At 37.5% G+C, this 19,072-nt stretch carries 26 protein-coding genes; 16 read left to right on the forward strand and 10 right to left on the reverse strand.

Features of this window, described 5'->3' with window-relative positions; translation table 11 throughout:
• Positions 1-24: 24 nt before the first annotated feature.
• The gene (locus DYR29_RS08675) at positions 25-597 is read right to left on the reverse strand and encodes a helix-turn-helix domain-containing protein (protein ID WP_213280159.1); all 573 of its coding nucleotides are present in this window, start codon (positions 595-597) and stop codon (positions 25-27) included.
• 190 nt (positions 598-787) lie between these two features.
• On the opposite strand from DYR29_RS08675, the gene DYR29_RS08680 reads away from it, so the two are divergent.
• Complete coding sequence (locus tag DYR29_RS08680; RefSeq protein WP_213280160.1) at positions 788-1,681, forward strand: CPBP family intramembrane glutamic endopeptidase; 894 nt, start codon at positions 788-790, stop codon at positions 1,679-1,681.
• 100 nt (positions 1,682-1,781) lie between these two features.
• Here DYR29_RS08680 and DYR29_RS08685 read toward each other — a convergent pair whose 3' ends face one another.
• Complete coding sequence (locus DYR29_RS08685) at positions 1,782-3,251, reverse strand: hypothetical protein (RefSeq protein WP_213280161.1); 1,470 nt, start codon at positions 3,249-3,251, stop codon at positions 1,782-1,784.
• 428 nt (positions 3,252-3,679) lie between these two features.
• Here DYR29_RS08685 and DYR29_RS08690 point away from each other — a divergent pair, with 428 nt between their 5' ends.
• The 11 genes from DYR29_RS08690 to DYR29_RS08740 all read left to right on the forward strand — a co-directional run bounded on the left by DYR29_RS08690 (position 3,680) and on the right by DYR29_RS08740 (position 8,242).
• Positions 3,680-3,895, forward strand: coding sequence for a RebB family R body protein (locus DYR29_RS08690; RefSeq protein WP_034697211.1), 216 nt, complete (start codon positions 3,680-3,682; stop codon positions 3,893-3,895).
• A gap of 18 nt (positions 3,896-3,913) precedes the next feature.
• The gene (locus DYR29_RS08695) at positions 3,914-4,429 is read left to right on the forward strand and encodes a hypothetical protein (RefSeq protein ID WP_213280162.1); all 516 of its coding nucleotides are present in this window, start codon (positions 3,914-3,916) and stop codon (positions 4,427-4,429) included.
• A gap of 38 nt (positions 4,430-4,467) precedes the next feature.
• Positions 4,468-4,656: a hypothetical protein gene (locus DYR29_RS08700; RefSeq protein ID WP_213280163.1), complete on the forward strand. Its 189-nt coding sequence runs from the start codon at positions 4,468-4,470 to the stop codon at positions 4,654-4,656.
• Complete coding sequence (locus DYR29_RS08705) at positions 4,653-5,483, forward strand: hypothetical protein (RefSeq protein WP_213280164.1); 831 nt, start codon at positions 4,653-4,655, stop codon at positions 5,481-5,483. The genes DYR29_RS08700 and DYR29_RS08705 overlap by 4 nt, the downstream gene beginning before the upstream one ends.
• Positions 5,484-5,521: 38 nt before the next feature.
• Positions 5,522-5,905, forward strand: coding sequence for a hypothetical protein (locus DYR29_RS08710; protein WP_213280165.1), 384 nt, complete (start codon positions 5,522-5,524; stop codon positions 5,903-5,905).
• A 23-nt stretch (positions 5,906-5,928) separates the two neighbouring features.
• Entirely contained in the window at positions 5,929-6,156 is a 228-nt protein-coding gene (locus tag DYR29_RS08715) for a RebB family R body protein (protein WP_213280166.1), read from the forward strand.
• A gap of 461 nt (positions 6,157-6,617) precedes the next feature.
• Positions 6,618-6,875 carry a RebB family R body protein gene (locus DYR29_RS08720; RefSeq protein ID WP_047378383.1) on the forward strand — a complete coding sequence of 86 codons (258 nt, stop codon included), beginning with the start codon at positions 6,618-6,620 and terminating at the stop codon, positions 6,873-6,875.
• Between the two features lie 81 nt (positions 6,876-6,956).
• The gene (locus DYR29_RS08725; RefSeq protein WP_249413657.1) at positions 6,957-7,214 is read left to right on the forward strand and encodes a RebB family R body protein; all 258 of its coding nucleotides are present in this window, start codon (positions 6,957-6,959) and stop codon (positions 7,212-7,214) included.
• 81 nt (positions 7,215-7,295) lie between these two features.
• Entirely contained in the window at positions 7,296-7,553 is a 258-nt protein-coding gene (locus tag DYR29_RS08730; RefSeq protein WP_223599388.1) for a RebB family R body protein, read from the forward strand.
• 85 nt (positions 7,554-7,638) lie between these two features.
• Positions 7,639-7,896: a RebB family R body protein gene (locus DYR29_RS08735; RefSeq protein WP_047421299.1), complete on the forward strand. Its 258-nt coding sequence runs from the start codon at positions 7,639-7,641 to the stop codon at positions 7,894-7,896.
• A gap of 82 nt (positions 7,897-7,978) precedes the next feature.
• Positions 7,979-8,242, forward strand: a complete 264-nt coding sequence (locus DYR29_RS08740; RefSeq protein ID WP_047378387.1) for a RebB family R body protein — start codon at positions 7,979-7,981, stop codon at positions 8,240-8,242.
• Positions 8,243-8,309: 67 nt separating this feature from the next.
• Here DYR29_RS08740 and DYR29_RS08745 read toward each other — a convergent pair whose 3' ends face one another.
• The 4 genes from DYR29_RS08745 to DYR29_RS08760 all read right to left on the reverse strand — a co-directional run bounded on the left by DYR29_RS08745 (position 8,310) and on the right by DYR29_RS08760 (position 11,056).
• Complete coding sequence (locus DYR29_RS08745; protein WP_213280167.1) at positions 8,310-8,987, reverse strand: response regulator transcription factor; 678 nt, start codon at positions 8,985-8,987, stop codon at positions 8,310-8,312.
• 8 nt (positions 8,988-8,995) lie between these two features.
• Positions 8,996-9,640 (reverse strand): sensor histidine kinase, encoded by a 645-nt coding sequence (locus tag DYR29_RS08750; RefSeq protein WP_213280168.1) that lies wholly within the window; start codon positions 9,638-9,640, stop codon positions 8,996-8,998.
• Positions 9,641-9,714: 74 nt separating this feature from the next.
• Positions 9,715-10,251: a hypothetical protein gene (locus tag DYR29_RS08755; RefSeq protein ID WP_213280169.1), complete on the reverse strand. Its 537-nt coding sequence runs from the start codon at positions 10,249-10,251 to the stop codon at positions 9,715-9,717.
• Between the two features lie 94 nt (positions 10,252-10,345).
• The gene (locus DYR29_RS08760; protein ID WP_213280170.1) at positions 10,346-11,056 is read right to left on the reverse strand and encodes a hypothetical protein; all 711 of its coding nucleotides are present in this window, start codon (positions 11,054-11,056) and stop codon (positions 10,346-10,348) included.
• Between the two features lie 203 nt (positions 11,057-11,259).
• Here DYR29_RS08760 and DYR29_RS08765 point away from each other — a divergent pair, with 203 nt between their 5' ends.
• The 3 genes from DYR29_RS08765 to DYR29_RS08775 all read left to right on the forward strand — a co-directional run bounded on the left by DYR29_RS08765 (position 11,260) and on the right by DYR29_RS08775 (position 13,747).
• Positions 11,260-11,895, forward strand: coding sequence for a LysE family translocator (locus DYR29_RS08765; protein ID WP_213280171.1), 636 nt, complete (start codon positions 11,260-11,262; stop codon positions 11,893-11,895).
• Between the two features lie 175 nt (positions 11,896-12,070).
• A complete protein-coding gene (locus DYR29_RS08770; protein WP_213280172.1) occupies positions 12,071-12,943 on the forward strand; it encodes a helix-turn-helix domain-containing protein in 873 nt (290 codons plus the stop codon).
• 81 nt (positions 12,944-13,024) lie between these two features.
• A complete protein-coding gene (locus DYR29_RS08775; RefSeq protein WP_213280173.1) occupies positions 13,025-13,747 on the forward strand; it encodes a siderophore-interacting protein in 723 nt (240 codons plus the stop codon).
• Between the two features lie 94 nt (positions 13,748-13,841).
• On the opposite strand, the gene DYR29_RS08780 is transcribed toward DYR29_RS08775, so the two are convergent.
• The 4 genes from DYR29_RS08780 to DYR29_RS08795 all read right to left on the reverse strand — a co-directional run bounded on the left by DYR29_RS08780 (position 13,842) and on the right by DYR29_RS08795 (position 18,305).
• A complete protein-coding gene (locus tag DYR29_RS08780; RefSeq protein WP_213280174.1) occupies positions 13,842-14,420 on the reverse strand; it encodes an NAD(P)H-dependent oxidoreductase in 579 nt (192 codons plus the stop codon).
• The gene (locus DYR29_RS08785; RefSeq protein WP_213280175.1) at positions 14,417-15,439 is read right to left on the reverse strand and encodes a saccharopine dehydrogenase; all 1,023 of its coding nucleotides are present in this window, start codon (positions 15,437-15,439) and stop codon (positions 14,417-14,419) included. Before DYR29_RS08785 ends, DYR29_RS08780 begins: the two co-directional genes overlap by 4 nt.
• Positions 15,440-15,492: 53 nt before the next feature.
• Positions 15,493-16,059 carry a Crp/Fnr family transcriptional regulator gene (locus tag DYR29_RS08790; protein ID WP_213280603.1) on the reverse strand — a complete coding sequence of 189 codons (567 nt, stop codon included), beginning with the start codon at positions 16,057-16,059 and terminating at the stop codon, positions 15,493-15,495.
• Positions 16,060-16,535: 476 nt separating this feature from the next.
• On the reverse strand, positions 16,536-18,305 hold the full coding sequence (locus DYR29_RS08795; protein ID WP_213280176.1) for an aminopeptidase P family protein: 1,770 nt from the start codon (positions 18,303-18,305) through the stop codon (positions 16,536-16,538).
• A gap of 306 nt (positions 18,306-18,611) precedes the next feature.
• On the opposite strand from DYR29_RS08795, the gene DYR29_RS08800 reads away from it, so the two are divergent.
• Positions 18,612-19,049 carry a DUF6526 family protein gene (locus tag DYR29_RS08800; RefSeq protein ID WP_213280177.1) on the forward strand — a complete coding sequence of 146 codons (438 nt, stop codon included), beginning with the start codon at positions 18,612-18,614 and terminating at the stop codon, positions 19,047-19,049.
• Positions 19,050-19,072 lie beyond the last annotated feature (23 nt).

The raw sequence follows: 19,072 nt of genomic DNA on the forward strand, positions 1-19,072 counted from the left end.
AACCCGACAAAGCCCTGACAAAAATTATAACATTCTGAATTTCAGTTTAAAATACAATTTCTTTTTACGGTCAATCTCAGCAGCATTCCAGAGGATCATGAATACATTGGACAGTGCAATAAGGATCATCAGAATAAGAGTAAACTCTTTTCCGAGCTTTAAAAAGATTCCGAGCATAAATACAATGGGCGCTATAGCAGTCCAAAACATTTGCAGAGAGATAATCTGTTTGGTAAGACCGTTTCTCTGCTTCGTAATAAACATCAGCAGAAAGGGAGCCAGAATATTTAATGGCGGTACTACCACAAATAATAAGGAGGATAGATTGATCATCTTAATCAAAGAATAATTGACCGTTTCAGATTCTTCTGCGGCTTCTGTTTTTACCTCATCATTTTCCTGGGAAATAATGGCTTCTTCCTGCAGTAATAATGATTCTTCTATTTCCAAGGTCTGCGCCAGCGCTCTTAAAGTATGTCCCTTAGGTTCTGTTCCGGATTCTATCCGTTGAATGGTTCTTACAGAAATTTTTGATTTTTCTGACAGTTCCTCCTGAGTCAGATTTTTTTGTTCTCTTATCGCTTTTAGTCTGGACATGTTCTAAGGTAATTCGGAAAAAAATTGTTTTGGCTAATTTACAGTTTTCCATTATTAAAAAACAGAAGACCTCTTTTTTTAAATTGAATAGTGCTGAAAATTATTATTCATATAAGAAATAAGTGTACTTTTATTAAAAAATAACCTTCTATTTTTCAACCGTTTATAAACATCAACACCAGATCAGTTTATGGAAAATACAATATCCAAATCCGAAATCAGGAAGAATATTGCCACTTACCTGTGCTTTACCTTGCTTTTCTGTCTCCCTGTCTATTATATGTGTATTCGTACCGGAAAACTCGGCGGCGGAATTATATCTTACGCTACCATTGTAATGTGGTGTCCGGCCATTGCAGCACTTCTTACCTGCCGTATCCGGAAAATTCCGGTTTCTTCCCTGGGTTGGAAATGGGGACTTACGAAATACCAGATCATGGCTTACTGTATTCCTATTGTCTACGCTTTTGTTCCTTACCTCATCATCTGGATCAGTGGAGCTGGCGGTTTTTATAATCATCAGTTTGTAGCAGAAGCGGGTAAAGGGATGGGCTGGAATCTTTCTGATGGACAGACTTTGACCCTCTACATTATTCTGATGAGCAGCTTTGGGATGGTGCGTTCTGTAGGCTCGGCATTGGGTGAGGAAATAGGCTGGCGGGGTCTTCTCACTCCGCAGCTGGCTAAGATTAATTCTTATACTGTTACCTCTCTCTGGATGGGGCTTATATGGTCTATCTATCATTATCCTCTTCTCCTGTTTTCCAATTATAACACGGGCGGTCCCAAATGGCTGGCTCTTTTATGTTTTACAGTGATGATATTTGCATCTTGCTTTATTTTCACCTGGCTGCGGTTGAAATCCGGAAGTTTATGGACGGGAGCTATTTTACATGCCAGTCACAACCTTTTTATACAGTCTATTTTTACACCGCTTACTGTAGATACTGGAAATACCAATTATTATATTGATGAGTTTGGTATTGCTCTGCCCATTGCAACCGCTGTTGTCGCTTATTTCTTTTGGAGAAAGAGAAAGGAATTGCCTGAAAGGGATACTGAAGATACTCTTCTTTCTGCATAGCATTATAGTCAAAAAAACAGCCTTCTGTGTAGAAGGCTGTTTTTTTGAAATATCAGTGAAGTCAATATTTTAATTAATCAGGAGAGTCCGGACTTACTATTTAATTGGCAATTTCCAACAGTTTTTTGTAATCTTTTCTTTTCTGTGGGATGATGGGGTTATAAGTAATTTGTCTGTCAATCCAGCGTTCAGGTCGTAAGAAAGAGAGTATAAGCTCCATATCTTTGTCATTAAACCCTTCATAAAACCTACTTTTGTCTACTTTTGATATGGGGGTTGGTGGTGTTCCATCCTTTTTACGCGGAGCATAATGTGCCCCTGTATAATTTCTTTTTTCGTCTCTGAATTTTACTTCAATTTTAGGTTTAAGCTCTAGTTTCAGTTTTTCTATCTCTTCTCTTGTTTTGAATCCTTCGGTCCTTGTTATTTTTTTAATTTCTTCATCTAATTCGTCCTTCATTCTTTTATTGATGTCTTTTATCATTTCCTGAAGATATTTACCTGATCGTGTTGGAGGTTCACTCAGTAACAAACGTTCATATCCGGTGGCATCTCCTCCTTTTTGGGTTTTGCGTCCATTTACCTTCTTCCAGGCAAGCATTCTGCTTCCGCTCTCACTGCCCTCTTCTTCCATGTATCTTACTGTGTATCCTAACATCGCCATTACTTCTAGGTTACCGCTTCTGAAGCCCAGATGCTTTACATGGGTAAAGTTTTTCTCAAAGTACTCATACAGCTTAAACTGTCCAAAACGGGTATCACCTCCCCATGCTAATAAAGATGGTGTTTTTTCATCCCAGAACTCGGTAATATTGAATACTTTGGAAGGATGAATATAGTTTCTGACTTCATTAACAATATCATCAAACTTAGAGCCTCTCTCTTTCACATAGCCTTTGTCACCGGTAATAATAATTGCATCATACATATCTGCTACTCTATAAACAATCTGCCTGATTCCTGTATAGCTGGTATCGTGTTCTATATGAATATCTCCTCCTTTCCCACTGAAACGGGACCATAAAATAAGTAAGTTATTTCCACTGGTAGGTATTCCTTTTTGTTCCAGCCATCTTTTTATAGCCTGATTCTCATCCTCATTGATATTTACCTTCCATCTTTCTTTTAGTTTCTCCCGTAAAGCCGGTGAGTATTTTCTGGCAATGTAATCTGTTCCATAGTTCACCCCTTTAATATATCCTCTTCGCTTATACTTGTGTGCTTCATTTTCTAATTTTCTTTTACCGGCTCCCCTTAGCCGTCTTACTTTTACAATATGTATCCTGTCCTCACTTATTCCGGAATCTTCATAGAATTTTTTTATAGAATCTGCTTTATCCGTATGGTCTGTAACACTACCGTCGCCTTTTGAGATGACAACATGAAGTTCCTCATCATCAATTAAAGCCGCGGCAATCCCAAACATATCACCTGTAGCATAACCGGGTTGGGTAAGTACTATAACTTTAGGTTTAGGGGTACGTTGAGGTTCTGGTCTTGGTGCTGGTATGTGGTTAGCATTATCCGTATTGGAAGCACCTACTTTCTTTTTTGTCTTATTTCTTGGCATATCGTTTATTATTACGTTAGGGAACAAATTTCAAGGTAAAGCTCCCGACTCAATAGAGGGGATCCACCCATTTTTAGAAATTCAGGGTTTACCCGTATCGGCAGACAGTGTATTTGTGTATCATGCATTCATGATGATTAAATACACTTATAGATGCTAGATTATTTTTCCGGATTCTGTTATTGAATAAATCCAATGTTTTATCTGAAAATTTCACTCATAGGAGAATTCCCTTATTTTTTAAAATTCAGTTTTTTCCCTTAACGAAGATTTATTTCGATTGATGAAATTTGTATCAGACAAAAGAGATCAGCAATCTCACAGTTAAGGCTTAACCAGGAAATAACAATAAGGTCGAGCTGAAGAAAAAGTCTTTGAAAGAAGATGTTTGAAAATAAAAAACAATAGTAACCCATTAAAACCAGAATATGGCAGAAACAGTAAACACCCAGACTACAGATGCAGTAACGCAGACTAATGTTACCGTACTTGGTGAGTCTCCCGCACAGGCTATGAGTATGCTTTACCAGATGGCCACCCATGCCAGTGGAATTTCCATTCAGAATTCTGTAACCAATCAGCAGAACTTGAACCAGCTCAACCCTGCGATTGTTGCAGATGCCATTAAAATTTTAAAAGGATAATTATAAAACCTTACAATCATGAGTGAAAACAACAGTGAAACCCAACAATCCCAGGCAGCCAATGCTACCACTCCGGCGGAGAAAGCTGTAGTATTTGTGAACAGTGAGGTACTGGCCCCGCCTAAGGCTTCCCCAATGACCGGAGTGACAAAAGTAATGATAGAACAGTCTACAGGAATGATGGTTCAGGATTTACAGTCTTTTTTGAAAGGATTTGAGCAGGTAGGTTTGATTGCATTAAGCAGACTGGCCAATAATTTACTGACATATGGAACGACTTTCGGGCCGGCTCCGGGCAGTAAAGAAACCTCCACTCAGATGGCAGAGCATCTGCAAGGTCAGGATGCAGGAAAAGGAAATGAAATGATGAAAGATTTATTTAAAATGGTAAGTGAATATGCTGAGGTGAAAGCTAAAATTTCCAATACTATTTATAATGTCAACACGCCTCCGGTTCCAGTGGCTCTTCCTTCTCCTCCCCCGTTTACGGAAGTTTCTCCTGAGACTGAAGATCCTGAAAAAAAAAACGAGTAGATCCGGTTCCGGAAGAAGTCTCATCAGAAAAGGAAGGTATGAGAAAAAGCTTTATCACGGCTGATCATGGGGGAAAATTAGTATTAAAGTCAGTAAAACTGGCACAGCCACTCGTAAAACCAGAGATTAAGGAAGCAGTAATTCCTTCAGTAGAACCTGAAGTTAACCGAAAGAAAAAAACAATAATAAGCCAACTCCTTGAAAAAATTAAAATAAATAAAATATGAATTATTCTTCAACAACCAAACCCGCCAAAATTTTAAATCTGGAAAATTTAAATGATTTAAATGAACGACTTTACCTAACCCGAAGCAGTGATATGTCTTATTTTGACACGAGAAGTGCTGATTTGAAAAAGACGGAACATAATGCAGAGCGAGTTGTATTTAATCTTCAGACCTCAAACATTAATATTCAGCCTGCCATAAGACTGGTGAACTGCATCAACAGAGGAAATAAAAGATACAATCATTTCCAGTCTTTTGTAGTGGAACCCATAGATAGATCAACGGGAATTGCCGTCATCATGGTGAAGCTGGATGATCCGAAAGCTTTTTACTGTAATGTGAGAATTTTACCTTTTACCACCTTAAACGAAATTGCAGTTTCAGATCTTGATTCAAAACTTCTTACGATTAATCTTGAAAAGGCAAAGTGGATTCTCAAAACAGATATCACGATTACGCCATCTGATACGGGAGAAGCTCAGTATTCGGTACATGATGTGGATGTAGCGGCTATTGCCGAACTGGTAAGCCAGGAAGAAATAATTGAATTAAAAAGAGAACTGGAATTTCAGGCTTCTAAACTGATTGCACATTATTTCCAGGAAATCCTGAGTATTGTAGTGAATGAAAACCCGCCAAATAATGGCAGACTTCCTGTGATTCCGGATGATTATATCCTTACCCTCCCTCCCAACCAGTTAAAAGAAATGTTGTCAGCTACTGCTATTTCAGCGTGTATTGCTCTGGAGATAACCGGTTATAATGTAGTGAAAGATATTAACCACGACTGGAGGGCTGCAGCAGCATTTATTAATTATCTGCTGTAAAGTAAACGCTCATTTTTCAACTTTATAAAACAGTACTTATGCGCAGAAGAATCCGCAAGAAGGCACCCGCTCACAACCCTCCGCTCCCAGTGACGGACCCTGAAATCATAGAAAAAGAAATCATGCCTTTTGTTTTAAGACATGAAGATGAAATCATTACTTATATCAAAGATAAAGCCATCAAAGAGACGATGAAATCACTGGCTCCACTACTCGAAAAGCTGGAAGAGGCAGTGAAACAGCAAGAAATTCCTCAGGTACAGGCTGCCACCCCTGCCCAGGCTGATCCTCCCATGATGAACTACGAAGAACAATTGAAAAGACTTCAGGAGGCATCTACGGCAAAGGTAAAGGAGAAAGAGCTCAAAATAATGGACAGAATGAATAAGCTGAGTGCCAGATTTGGTAATATCCGTCCGTAGAAACATCAAAACCAAAAGATATTATGAACGAAATTGATACTATTATTATGGGAATGTCCACCGCTGTACCTAACGCTATTTCAACACAGGTAAATGCACATTCTACGGGTGCAATGCAGATCAATTCTGCCTTGAACCAACAACGAAATAACATGACCGCCATCAGCAACTATGTCATGGGAGTAAAAAAAATGAGTCCAAAGAATATGAAAATAAAAGAGCTGGAAACCATCAGGAAAGGACGTTTCTAATTTCAGTTCAGCTCAAACTACAGATGTGGCTTATTTCCATGCAAAGATGAAAGTCGGTGCCCCCAATATATAAAATCAGGTCAACATTTATTTTGCACCGTCTTTCAGATGCTGTCTATGTGCAGAAGCAATCATTCAGAATCCATCTTTAGCCCAAAAGAATCCAGCATTGCCAGTATACCTGCAGCAGAAATTTATTTTTAAGACAGATATTAAAAATAAAAGCCACATCCTTTTTCCAAAAAAATATGCTTTAAACTCACACAGATTTTACAGATAGGGTTTCAATCATTGTATTCAGAGCCACCCTTCAGATCCAATCACTTATTACCTGTTAATACCAATGCTTTTGAAATGTATTCATCTGCAGGATCTGTAGTGAGTTTAAAATAAAACATAAAACTAGTTTACTTCAATAATTATTAACCGAGATCAGATCTCAACAAAAAACAAAAACAATTATGCCAGTTAATGAACAAATCACAGACGCAGTAACGCAATCGAACGTGAAAGTAGTAGGAGAATCTCCTGCAATGGCTTTGGCCAACGTGTACCAATCTGCAGCACATTCTACAGGAATTATGTTTGAAAATGCAGTGAATGCACAAAACCAACAGAACATTTTAGGCCAGGCAGCTACCACTCAGGGTATTCTGCAGATCTACAGCCTGGATACGGTAGCGGATGCAGTTTCTATCGCTAAGATCCTTAAGCCGTAATTTTTAAACTTTTTGAGGAAAAAGTCATTATCTCAGCCGGAAAATCCGGTCGTTTTTTAACCTAAATAAACAATAATCATTATGCCAGTTAACGAACAAATCACAGATGCAGTAACGCAGTCGAATGTAAAGGTAGTTGCAGAATCTCCTGCAATGGCTCTAAGTAACGTATACCAGACCGCAGCACATTCTACGGGAATCATGTTTGAAAATGCGATGACCAACCAAAATCAGCACAACATTGTAACGCAGGCAGCTACTACGCAGGGTATCACTCAAATCTACAGCAAAGATACTATTGCAGATGCTATCTCAATTGCTAAAATCCTTAAACCTTAATTCATTTTTGCAGACCGCAAATAAAACCATTTTTAAAGCCGGAACAGCCGGTTATTCTAACCCAAATAAACAATAATCATTATGCCAGTAAACGAAAAAATCACAGACGCAGTAACACAATCCAACGTAAAAGTAGTAGCAGAATCTCCTGCAATGGCCTTAGCCAACGTGTATCAATCTGCTGCACATTCTACAGGAATCATGTTTGAAAACGCAATAAATACACAGAACCAACAGAATATTGTCTCTCAGGCAGCTACTACACAGGGTATCACTCAGATCTACAGTCTGGATACCATTGCTGATGCTGTTTCTATGGCGAAAATCCTTAATCCGTAATTAATTTTTTAGCGAACAGCTTAAATTCCATTCTCCGAACAACCGGAAAACCCGGTTGTTTTTAACCCAATAAACAATAATCATTATGCCAGTAAACGAACAAATCACAGACGCAGTAACACAGTCGAACGTAAAGGTGGTTGCAGAATCTCCTGCAGTAGCTTTAAGCAACGTATATCAGACAGCAGCCCATTCTACAGGGATCATGTTTGAAAATGCCGTGAGCGCACAAAACCAACAGAACATTGTTACTCAGGCAGCTACAACACAGGGCATCGCACAGATCTATAGTCTGGATACCATTGCTGATGCTGTTTCTATGGCGAAAATCCTTAATCCGTAATTCATTTTAAGGAAAGCTTAAATAATTAATCCAAACAACCGGAAAACCCGGATATTTTTAACCCAAATAAACAATAATCATTATGCCAGTAAACGAACAAATCACAGACGCAGTAACGCAATCGAACGTAAAAGTAGTAGCAGAATCTCCTGCAATGGCTTTAAGTAACGTATATCAGTCCGCTGCACATTCTACAGGAATCATGTTTGAAAATGCAGTAAATGCACAAAACCAACAGAACATTTTAGGTCAGGCAGCAACTACTCAGGGTATTCTGCAGATCTATAGCCTGGACACTGTAGCAGATGCCGTTTCTATTGCTAAAGTATTGAATCCTAAATTATAGTGTATTTTTAGATTTTCTTGTTATCAGGGAGTACATCATGTGCTCCCTGATTCTTTTTTGGATAAAATTACTTATCAAACAATACGATTTCGTTCGGATCTATAACCTGGTTCTGTACTGCGTAAATTACAAGCCCTGCCATATTTTTCACTCCTGTTTTGATCATCAGGTTGGTTTTATGAGTTTCTACCGTTTTGGGTGAAATAAAAAGAGAGTCTGCAATTTCCTTAGTGCTGAGCTGCTGGCAAACCAATCGCAGAACATCCACTTCTCTATCAGTAAGCTCATTCTTAGAAAAAGCATGAAACTCCGGAAGCTTATTGGAAAGCTGACTTCTCATAACATCAATCTGATCATTGGAAAAGTAATGCCCGGTATGGTGAACGGTTTTGATGACAGCTAATAATTCCTCCAATTCAATTTCTTTGGGCAAAAAAGCATGGGCTCCCATTTTCAGCATCTGCCCCATAAATGAGCGGCGATAAAAACTGGAAAGAACAATGATTTTTGTTTCAGTTTCCCTTTTGGCCAGTTCAGCCATGACTTCAAGACCATCACCGTTCGTCATTCTCAGATCCAGAATCAGAATGTCTAAAGATCCGGAATCCTCAGTGAGAAATTGATAACCGCCTGTTGAGGTCAGCGTAACCTGGTAGTCTCCATTATTATCAATATAGTTTTTCAAAAGCTGTACAAACAGCAGGTCGTCATCTACAATTCCGATTTTAATTTTTGCGTGTTCCATGTTTATTTTTATTGTATTGCCATACAGGCTATGAATTTTGTGCCTTTTTCAGGCTGTGTTTTAAGTTTATAAATGGCTTTAATTTTTTGTGCTCTTGACTGAATATTCCTTAATCCAATGCCTCCCGAATGAGTTTCCATGATGAAGCCCCGCCCGTTATCTTCTATGGTTAGCATCAGATAGTTCAGAGATATTCTCAGCGATACATCTACTCTGGTAGCTTCAGCGTGTTTCAAAATATTGGTGACCAGTTCCTGTATAATTCTGAAAAGATTCAGTTTTACCGGACTGCTGATTGGAGTTCTTATGGTAATATGGCGGAAAATGACTTCTATATTTTTATTAACCTGATCCAGATAATCTGCAATTAAATCTGCAAGCTCAACCTCATCAAGGTCCGGTGGTGTAAGATTATGGGATAATTCCCTTATCAGCTGCATCGATTTTTTAAGATCACGATTAAGCTCTTCGGGATTTTTATCCGTAAGATTGAGACGGATGAGGTTCAACTGTGAGATAATATTATCATGAAGTTCTTCTGCCAGGCGCTCCCTGTCCTTTTCCTGTAAAAGCATTGTATTCTCCCAATATTCCTTTTTTGTGTTCCGGACCAGCTGAGAGACTTTCTGTTTATTTTTCTTTATACTTTTCAAATAATTAATAACCAATAACGTAATGAATAACGTTGTTAAAAAAAATAGTCCAATACCGATCCATATCCATAGAACTATCTGATCCTGATTTTCCCAACGCCACATCCCAGATTAATAAAAGCAATATAAAATGACAATAGCAGGAGGCCTCTGAAAAGCCAGATAGGAGCTACCCAACTCAGATGGTTGCTGATTAAAAAATTAAAGGTCGTGGATATGATACATTCAATAGAAAAAAACAGGAAAACAATGATGTTCACGATAAACATATCCCTGTCTGCCCTGCCTTCCCTGATGATCTTCATAAAATAAGAGGCGGCATAGCTGCAAATAATAATACTGGTGATAATATTGGAATAAAAAGTAACCTGTGTATCGTCTTGTACATACAACAAATTAATAATCAATGTTAATACTGCATACCCATAGATCATCCATTTTAATTTACTGGAAAGCCGGATATAATAATTGCTGTATATCACAGTAAGAATCATTAAGCCAAAAAACTGGCTCAATGTATAGTTGTAAATATTGAGTGTATTTAATTTCATCATCCGGTCCGCTAAGTCCGTAAACTCCAGCATGAACTCTCCTGAGAGAAGTATAATCACAGGAAGTTTTGTTTTTATCCCTTCTTTTACCAATACAATCAGTCCCGTACACAAGACCAGGTTAATAATAATTTGTAAATACAGGGATAAACTATTATACGAAAACACTAGTGCTTTGCTTCAAAAGTTGATAATCATTAAGAGTATCAATGGTAAAAGGAGGTCTTGGGGTAGAATAATTTTCCGCAGTCTCACTCATATGATTAATGGCAAGGCTTTTCACCGTAATAATTTCGATATGAAAAGGAAAATCCGGATCTTTTTTCTCCAGGTCATCAGTAAGTCCGAAGAAACTGGTACAGGTTTGTCCTCCTGCAATCCCCATTTTGTCATAATCTGAAAACGGAATAGAAATAAGCTGAAAAATATCTTCTGTTTTCTGAGACTGTATCCATGAAGTGCCAAACATATTCCATCTGAAATTACGGTTAATGGCAGATTCAGCTGTAATTGGAGGTGGAGTCACTTCTTCATCATTGCTGCTTTCCATCTTTTCTTCAGTGAAGTTTCGGGAAAATTCTTTAATAATGATGTTACTAAAATTGGCATCTTTATCACTTTTAGAATCAATCAGAAAAAATTTCAACTGTTCTTCATGAATACCTACATAGGCATGGATCGTCTTTAATTCTACTGTTCCAAGGTTCTGTTTCCATTGTTCAATTTCCTCACCTGAAACACTGAAATGAGTTCCCTGATTTAAAAAATTCAAAATTTCTGCCCCATTTATATCAATTCCGTTTTTATAGGAATCAATAAGATTTTTCCATTTTCTGATGGCTTCAAAGATGTTTTCAGTAGTCATGATAGTATTTATTTGTGAATGATAATTATTTTATGTTGAAATTTACAAAAAAAACAGACTGATATTTATTTTAAATCACATTCAAGTGGAAAATAAAATTCAATTGAGTGAAAATTAATATTTCTTGAATTTTTTATAATATCGGATCAGGAACAGTCTGTATCTTTGTGCCGGGAATACTCCCATTTAAATAACTATTACCAATGATTCCATTTCACGAACTTATATTTTTCGTCCTGGCTGCACTCATCTTAGTGATCAGTCCCGGTCCTAATATGATTTACCTGATTTCAAAGTCTATAACACAAGGGAAAAAATCCGGGTTTATTTCCCTGGCAGGAGTAGTGTGTGGATTTTTATTCCACATTATCATGGTATCTTTTGGTCTTACTGCCGTTTTACTGGCTGTTCCGCTGGCTTACACCGTTCTTAAAGCTGTGGGAACTGTTTACCTTTTATATCTGGCTTATCAGGCCATAAAACCCAAGAGCAGGAATATTTTTGATGTTGATAAAAATGTTGCCCATGACAGCCCAAAAAAGCTTTTTACCATTGGTTTTTTAACGAATGTACTAAATCCGAAAGTGGCCGTCTTTTACCTGTCTTTCTTTCCTCAGTTCATCAAACCTGAATATGGTTCCGTATTTACTCAAAGTCTTGAACTTGGAGTGATTCAGGTTCTGATCAGCTTCAGCATTAACTTTATCATTGTATTAACTGCTGCGAGAGTTGCCCTGTTCTTTTCCAATAATCCGGTCTGGATAAGGGTTCAGAAATGGTTTATGGCCAGTGTATTGACTTATCTGGCTATAAAAATGGCATTTTCAAAAGCAAAATAAAATCCGGAACAGGTTTCTTTCTGTTCCGAATTCCGGTGTATATTCATATAAAATCTGATCTGAAGAAAATATTATCATTATGCACCGCGAATTTGAGATTAATATTCCGACTGCAAAACCGTGAAAATACGTAATTTTACGGTTGCGTATTTATCCTCATAACAACAGGTTACAGATGAAGCAGACCATTCCTACTTATGATTTAAACGGCATTTCTCACCACAGATTCCATGTGAAAAGAATGGATAAGCGGGCTCAGAATGCGGAGGATACTCTTTTGGACAAGGGGATACACAGAGACAGTCATTATATTTTCACCTGCATGGAAAGCGGTCATGTAAAAATGATGGTAGATTTTAAAACGGTTGAATCAAAAGATTCCACTCTTTTCTGTGTATTGCCGGGACAGGTACATCAGGGGCTTTTGATGAAAGACGTTTGCGGATGGTTTGTAGCAGTAAAAGCAGAACTTGTTCCTGATACCGTACGTTCTTTTTTTGATGAATCTCTGGGGGAAATACAGCCGCTGCCGATAGATAAAAGCCTCATCCAGGAAATGAATACAACAGCCAGCCTGCTTCATGCTTCTTATACAGATGACATGCCTTCCTCTAAAGAAGGCTTTCTGGTTGTACAGTCATTGCTCAATGCTTTCCTGGGAATGTTTGTCCTGATTTATTCCCGGAAAAATCTATCCCCAGCTTCCAGCGAAAACCGTGCTTTACAGCTATCGAGGACATTCAGAAGTCTGGTTCGCAAGGATTTTAAAACAACGAAAAGTCCATCCGGATATGCAGAAATTTTAAATATTACAAGAGGATATTTAACGGAGGCTGTCCGGGAAGCAACCGGAAAACCCGCACAGCACTGGATTCACCAGGAAATTTTAATTGAAGCTAAAAGATTGCTGGTCTTTACGAGCCTGAGTGTAAAAGAGATCGCTTATGAGCTGGGATATAGCGACCACACTTATTTCAGCCGTTTATTTTCCAAACTGGAAGACCAATCCCCATCTGAATTCCGGAATCTGTATCAAAACAAACACTAACCACGAATAGTCCAATTATTCCCACGAAACAGCTATCGGTATTTTCTGATTTTGCAACGTCCTTTGCAATAAAAATGATTTATGCCGAGCTTACCAAAATGGATCAACGACACTGTAGAAAATGTCTGGTCCTCAAAATTTAAAGAATGTACTGTGACCCATATAGAATCTATCACTCCTGATCTTCGCCGGATATATTTTGAAAGTGATTTACAGGATGTTCAGTTTGAACCTGCCTATGCGATAGGGATCAGGGTCAGTGATAGAGATTTCCGCAATTATTCACCATTTAATTTTAACAGTGAAGCAGGAACTTTTGAAGTGATATTTCATGTACATGATGACAATGCTGTAGGAAGCCAGTTTATCAGCCGCATATCTACCGGAGATTCTGTAAGAATTTTAATACCACGAGGAAAACGTTTTTTTGAACCTCATGCAAAAATTCATTTTTCTGTAGGAGATGAAACTTCACTCGGAAGTTCCCTTTCTATTAAAGAAGCTGTTGAAGAAAATGGATTACAGTTTATATGCCTGCATGAGCTGGAAGAAGCCTCAGCGCTTGAAAATCTCAATTTATACGGTTATCACATTCCTAAAAACAATACCATGAGAATGATTGAAGCACTGAATGATTTTCTGAAGGAAGAAAAAGAATCCATCTCTGATGATGAGGTTATTTTTTACCTCACCGGAAACGGAGGAAGAATGTCTCTGATCAGGAAATTTCTTAAAGCCAGAGGAGTTTCTCCCAAGTGTATAAAATCACAGGCATATTGGATTGAAGGAAAAAAAGGACTGTAAAAGAGCAAAACAACTGTCTTTTAAATAATGAAACTTTATCTGACAATAGAAAATTATTGCCGGATAAAGTTATCATTACATCCTAAAATTTAAATTATTTCTGTTTCTTCCCTAGTTCCTTCACTTTCCTCAACCATTGAACCCTTTGCTCATCTTTAGAATTCCGGATGATTCCGATATAGGTCAGTTTTACAGGTTTTACGCCACAATATTCCAGTATGGATTTCTTAAGCTGATTTACGCTGGGTCTGCCAAAAAACAGACGGTAATACCAGCCCGGCTGGTCTAATGTGGTCATTATATGTGCCGTTTTACCTTTTAAAAGCTTATCCCACCATACAGAGTTCTCACGGAATTTATAGGCCAGTCCCGGTAAGAAAAGGCGATCTATGAATCCTTTCATCAAGGCTGGAAATCCTCCCCACCAAACGGGATGCACCCAAACCAAATGGTCAGCCCATTGGATAATTTCCCATGCTTTCATCAGATCCGGTTCAAGTTCCATTCTTTTCTGATATCCAAACTGCAGATTAGGATTAAATTTCAACTCTCTTATGACAATTTCCTTAACTTCTGCTCCTGTTTCTACTGCTCCTTTCTTATAAGCTTCTGCAATTCCAAAGTTGAAAGAATCTTTATTGGGGTGCCCATTGATAATTGCTATTTTTTTCATTGTGTGAGATTGATATTGATCGTTTCATAGGTATGAAGCTGTGCCATTAATGATAAAGGCTCATGCAGCTGATGACTGAAATACACATTGTTTTCATGCGGGTTTCTCAGCAGCTCTTCGGTGTGCAGCACAGCAGATAAAGCAGTAAGTTCTGCCTGCCCTTTCATACTTCGTAAGCTCAGTTTCTTCTGACCTTCTTTATCTTTTACCACAATTTCAAACACAGACTGATCTCCGTTTCCGCTGGACCCAAAAATCATTTTTCTTTCTTTTAATGATAAAATATTAAAGATTCTCAGATACTGAAAGGATCCAAGCAGCCAGGTAATGAACTTGGAATTATAAGTCATTTTTACGCTTACACCGGGAATTCGTTCCACTTTGTTAAGAATATAGAGATCCGGCACATCAAAATTGTAAGCCTTTCTCTCTCCTATTCCAAAAGAGAATTTAAAAGATTCAGTATCCAAAAAGTGTCTGATAGAAACTGGCTTGTCATTTTTATAATGTACAAAAGGAACGGCTACATTTTCTGCCATAAAATGGGCTGAACTCTCCCCTGCCAGGTCTTTTACAGAATAATATACAAAAACCTTTACTTCCTTAATATCATCTGAAGAGGACAGGGTATTGACCAATCCCGGTACAATTCCGCCCATCCATCCTGAACTGAAGACAATTCTGCTGTTTACATCTGATTTTCCGGCAATATCATAAGCTTTTACCAAAGCTGGAGTAGGTTTGGTAATATCCAGATAATCTATGTGGTGAGCAATCGCAAAACGAAGGACATAATCTTCTCTGTCATTCACAGAAAGAATGATGAGGCTTATTTTTTTTTCCAGAATAACCTTAAAAGAAGAAGGATCTGTAACGTCAATTCTCAGATCTTTATCCGTTTGTCCTCCCTTTCGTCCTCCAATATAAACAGTAAGATGAGGGTTTCTTGATTTCAGAATGCGGGAAATAGTTTTTCCAACCAATCCATTTCCTCCAATGATTAAAATATTTTGCTCCATAACTTTTTTTGACAAAAGTATAGCGCGTCCATTTCAATAAGCAGGACAAATGTCTAAAAAGAAACTTCCTTTCTGATACGGCTCAAGTGCCGTTGTGTAATTCCCAGATAAGAAGATAAGTACTGTAATGGAATATTTTGAATATAATCAGGATGATTTTTTAATAATGTTTCATACCGTTGAGCCGCACTGTCTCTCTGAAGCTGAAAAAAACGTGTTTCAAGTTCAAGATATTCCTGTTCTGCAATGATCTTTAAAAATTTTGTCCAGTTAATGCTATTCTTTACCAACTCATCTACTGCTTCTTTTTTAAGAATAATCAGCTCTGCATTGGTAATAGCCTGCATACTTTCTTTACTGGGACATCCTGAGACAAATGATGAATAGGCAGCGATCATATGATTGGGAAATCTGAAGCAATAGGTCATGTCTTTTCCTTCATCTGAAGTATAAAAGGAACGGAAAATACCGGATTTCACCAATCCTACTTCTTTACAAAGTTCTCCTTCCTGTATGAAATAATCATTTTTATTAACGAGTCTTAACTCGGAAAATTTCAGGAATTCTTCAATTTCATCCTCTGAAAACAGATTAAAGCTTCGAAAGTAATCATGTATCATCATTCTTCAAATTAAGTGCATTCTAATGAAACACGAAAATAAATAAAATCAGGATAAAAGATGAATGTAATTTTTTTATAAACGCAAAGTTTTCATTTTTTCTAAGATTTTATTTTAAGTGAGCAAAGGTGAGATCAATTCTATTGATCCTTTTTAAGCGAATATATAACTCATACAAGTTTCAATTAACAGCAAAAAAAAATCATCTCAGGACGAGATGATCACCGTTTTGAATTTACTTGAGTTATTTATGAAGATATGAATGATGTTTTGTTGTAACAAAGATAGGTCAACGCTGTTTTTTATCAATCAGTAGAATCCCTAGAATTATATCCGTAAAAATACGGTTGTACAAAAAGAAAAGCCCTGCAGGAAATACCTTACAGGACTTTGGTTTATCTAACAATATTCAGTTTAATATTTACAATTCAAGGTTTAAAGTTATGATTTCCATTCACTTTCCACCATTGATTATATTAAAGAGGGCTTACCAGTTGAAGGAACCATTCTTTAACTTCTCCATCCAGATAAGGAGCAAGCTTTTCTTCACATGTTTTATGGTAACCATTCAACCATGCGATTTCACTTTCTGAAAGAATTTCTTTCACTACGGTATCTTTGAAGAACGGGCAGAATGTCAATGTTTCAAACTCATAGAATGTTCCGTGAATTGTTTTTTCTGATTCTTTTACTGCGATCAGATTTTCATGACGGATTCCGTAATGTCCTTCAAGGTAATATCCAGGTTCGTTTGAACATACCATTCCTGGAAGAAGTTCCTGAGGATTCAGGTCTTTTCTGATGTTTTGCGGTCCTTCATGTACATTCATAAAGCTTCCTACTCCATGGCCTGTTCCGTGGTTGAAATCTTTACCTTCCATCCATAACGGAAGTCTTGCAATGGCATCAAGGTGTACTCCTTTTGTTCCTTTCGGGAATTTTACCATTGATAAACGGATCAATCCCTGTAATACCAATGTTGAATTTCTTTTAAACTCTTCCGAAGGTGTTCCTAAGGCGAAAGTTCTTGTAATATCTGTAGTTCCTTCAAGGTATTGACCTCCTGAATCTACCAGGATTGTTTCCTCATTGGTTACTTCTTTACTTCCTTCTTTTTTGGCAGAATAGTGCATGATGGCACCGTTATCTTTATATCCTACGATAGAACCAAAGCTTTCTCCCACAAAGTTTTCTCCTTCTGCACGGAATCCTCTCAGTTTTTGTCCGATAGAATATTCATTCATGGCTTCTTTTCCTGCATTGTGAGTTAACCAATAAAGGAATTTCACCATAGCAACTCCATCTCTTACCATTACTTTTCTGAAACCTTCCAGCTCAGCTTCATTTTTCTGGGCTTTCATCAGGTTACCCGGAACCGGAGCTTTGATAAACTGATTGTCAGTTTTTAATGTTTCAAAAATCTGCTGATTGCTGTTTGGAGAAACCAGTACTTTTTCATTTTTGAAGGTCTTCAGGTAATTGTAGAATTCTTCGTAAGGCATCATTTTCACAAAGGAATCATCCATTTGCTTTCTTGCTCCTACTTCCATTTTTTCTAATCCTGTAAAGAGTACCGCATCATTTTTAGTAATCACGATATATCCTAAAAATACAGGGTTGCTTTCTACATCACTTCCTCTCAGATTGGCAGTCCATGCTACATCATCCAGACTTGATATGATGTGTACGGTAGCTTCCTGATCTTCCATTTTCTGGCGGATGGCAGCAATTTTATCGGAAACAGATTTCCCTGCTCTTTCTACCGGATGTACAAAAATAGGATTGGCAGACGGCGTTCCTCTTTCTTTCCAAACTTCTTTTAAAAGCGGAAAATCTACCAGCGTAATGTTTTTTGAATTAAATTTCTGAGAAAGCAGTTCCCAGTTGGCATTAGAAGCTGCTAAAGCATTTACAGCCACTTTACCGCCTGAAGGGATTTCTGAAATGATCCAATCGATATAATTAGGAGTTCCTTCCATACCATCTTTGAAAAGATCGATTCCTGAACCATCCAGCTCGATAGCAGCTTGGGTAAAGTATCTTCCGTCTGTCCAAAGTCCGGCTTTGTCTTTGGTAACTACCACAAAACCAGCAGAACCTAAGAAACCTGACAACCAAGCTCTCTCCTGCCATTCCTCGGGAAGGTATTCGCTCATATGCGGGTCTGCAGAATATACTATAAATGCATCAACATTATTTTTCTGCATTTCTTCACGAAGCGCAGCAACTTTTTCCTTTGAAGTCATTCTTTTCTTTTTTAAACACCGAAAGTTACGAAAAATTTGAAGTCGGGAGCTGAAATCTACCGGCTATTTTACTTAATAATCTGTTATTTTAGCAGGAATTCTTTTTGAGGAGTTCCGCGATTTGATTTTTTAAGTTTTTACTTTAAATCACGTTGATTATTTCCCCCTTAAAGAGGCCAAAACTTTTATGACATTCTCATTAAATTGTTAAACATATTTGATAAAACAAATCATTTTCATCTAAAAAAAACTACCACATTATCAAAATAATAAATTTTTGGAAAGATTATTGCTGTATTCAACTCCATGAAACAGCAGAACTATAATAACCACAGGAAGTTTTATCCACCTCATCATTTTATTTATCTTCCTTTGCTCATCTTATTGGAGATTTTCGGAATTTATAAAATCTGGGATGACCCGGGAAATCAGCTGACATGGATATTATTTTCTATCGTGATTTTTCTGCTTTTTTATCTGGCATTTATGACACGGCAGCATTACGCATTGGGGCTTCAAAACCGAATGGTAATTCTGGAGTTTCAACAGCGGTATTTTGAAATTTTCAATAAAAGATCGGATGAAGTTGCTGAAAAACTAAGATTTGATCAGATTGCTGCACTGAGATTTACCTATGATGATGAATTCAAGGAGCTTTTATACAGAGCTCTTCATGAAAACATCTCAGGAGATGAAATTAAAAGGTCTATCAAAAAATGGAGAGCTGACCGACTCAGAATCTAACACCTCAACAAAATATAAACTTA

This window comes from Chryseobacterium indologenes (assembly GCF_018362995.1).
GTDB lineage: Bacteria > Bacteroidota > Bacteroidia > Flavobacteriales > Weeksellaceae > Chryseobacterium > Chryseobacterium indologenes_G.

Bases quoted from the DNA above. Each gene is read 5' to 3' on its own strand.
- DYR29_RS08675 (WP_213280159.1), bottom strand. From the start codon at position 597: ATGTCCAGACTAAAAGCGATAAGAGAACAAAAAAATCTGACTCAGGAG.
- DYR29_RS08680 (WP_213280160.1), top strand. From the start codon at position 788: ATGGAAAATACAATATCCAAATCCGAAATCAGGAAGAATATTGCCACT.
- DYR29_RS08685 (WP_213280161.1), bottom strand. From the start codon at position 3,251: ATGCCAAGAAATAAGACAAAAAAGAAAGTAGGTGCTTCCAATACGGAT.
- DYR29_RS08690 (WP_034697211.1), top strand. From the start codon at position 3,680: ATGGCAGAAACAGTAAACACCCAGACTACAGATGCAGTAACGCAGACT.
- DYR29_RS08695 (WP_213280162.1), top strand. From the start codon at position 3,914: ATGAGTGAAAACAACAGTGAAACCCAACAATCCCAGGCAGCCAATGCT.
- DYR29_RS08700 (WP_213280163.1), top strand. From the start codon at position 4,468: ATGAGAAAAAGCTTTATCACGGCTGATCATGGGGGAAAATTAGTATTA.
- DYR29_RS08705 (WP_213280164.1), top strand. From the start codon at position 4,653: ATGAATTATTCTTCAACAACCAAACCCGCCAAAATTTTAAATCTGGAA.
- DYR29_RS08710 (WP_213280165.1), top strand. From the start codon at position 5,522: ATGCGCAGAAGAATCCGCAAGAAGGCACCCGCTCACAACCCTCCGCTC.
- DYR29_RS08715 (WP_213280166.1), top strand. From the start codon at position 5,929: ATGAACGAAATTGATACTATTATTATGGGAATGTCCACCGCTGTACCT.
- DYR29_RS08720 (WP_047378383.1), top strand. From the start codon at position 6,618: ATGCCAGTTAATGAACAAATCACAGACGCAGTAACGCAATCGAACGTG.
- DYR29_RS08725 (WP_249413657.1), top strand. From the start codon at position 6,957: ATGCCAGTTAACGAACAAATCACAGATGCAGTAACGCAGTCGAATGTA.
- DYR29_RS08730 (WP_223599388.1), top strand. From the start codon at position 7,296: ATGCCAGTAAACGAAAAAATCACAGACGCAGTAACACAATCCAACGTA.
- DYR29_RS08735 (WP_047421299.1), top strand. From the start codon at position 7,639: ATGCCAGTAAACGAACAAATCACAGACGCAGTAACACAGTCGAACGTA.
- DYR29_RS08740 (WP_047378387.1), top strand. From the start codon at position 7,979: ATGCCAGTAAACGAACAAATCACAGACGCAGTAACGCAATCGAACGTA.
- DYR29_RS08745 (WP_213280167.1), bottom strand. From the start codon at position 8,987: ATGGAACACGCAAAAATTAAAATCGGAATTGTAGATGACGACCTGCTG.
- DYR29_RS08760 (WP_213280170.1), bottom strand. From the start codon at position 11,056: ATGACTACTGAAAACATCTTTGAAGCCATCAGAAAATGGAAAAATCTT.
- DYR29_RS08765 (WP_213280171.1), top strand. From the start codon at position 11,260: ATGATTCCATTTCACGAACTTATATTTTTCGTCCTGGCTGCACTCATC.
- DYR29_RS08770 (WP_213280172.1), top strand. From the start codon at position 12,071: ATGAAGCAGACCATTCCTACTTATGATTTAAACGGCATTTCTCACCAC.
- DYR29_RS08775 (WP_213280173.1), top strand. From the start codon at position 13,025: ATGCCGAGCTTACCAAAATGGATCAACGACACTGTAGAAAATGTCTGG.
- DYR29_RS08780 (WP_213280174.1), bottom strand. From the start codon at position 14,420: ATGAAAAAAATAGCAATTATCAATGGGCACCCCAATAAAGATTCTTTC.
- DYR29_RS08785 (WP_213280175.1), bottom strand. From the start codon at position 15,439: ATGGAGCAAAATATTTTAATCATTGGAGGAAATGGATTGGTTGGAAAA.
- DYR29_RS08790 (WP_213280603.1), bottom strand. From the start codon at position 16,059: ATGATACATGATTACTTTCGAAGCTTTAATCTGTTTTCAGAGGATGAA.
- DYR29_RS08795 (WP_213280176.1), bottom strand. From the start codon at position 18,305: ATGACTTCAAAGGAAAAAGTTGCTGCGCTTCGTGAAGAAATGCAGAAA.
- DYR29_RS08800 (WP_213280177.1), top strand. From the start codon at position 18,612: ATGAAACAGCAGAACTATAATAACCACAGGAAGTTTTATCCACCTCAT.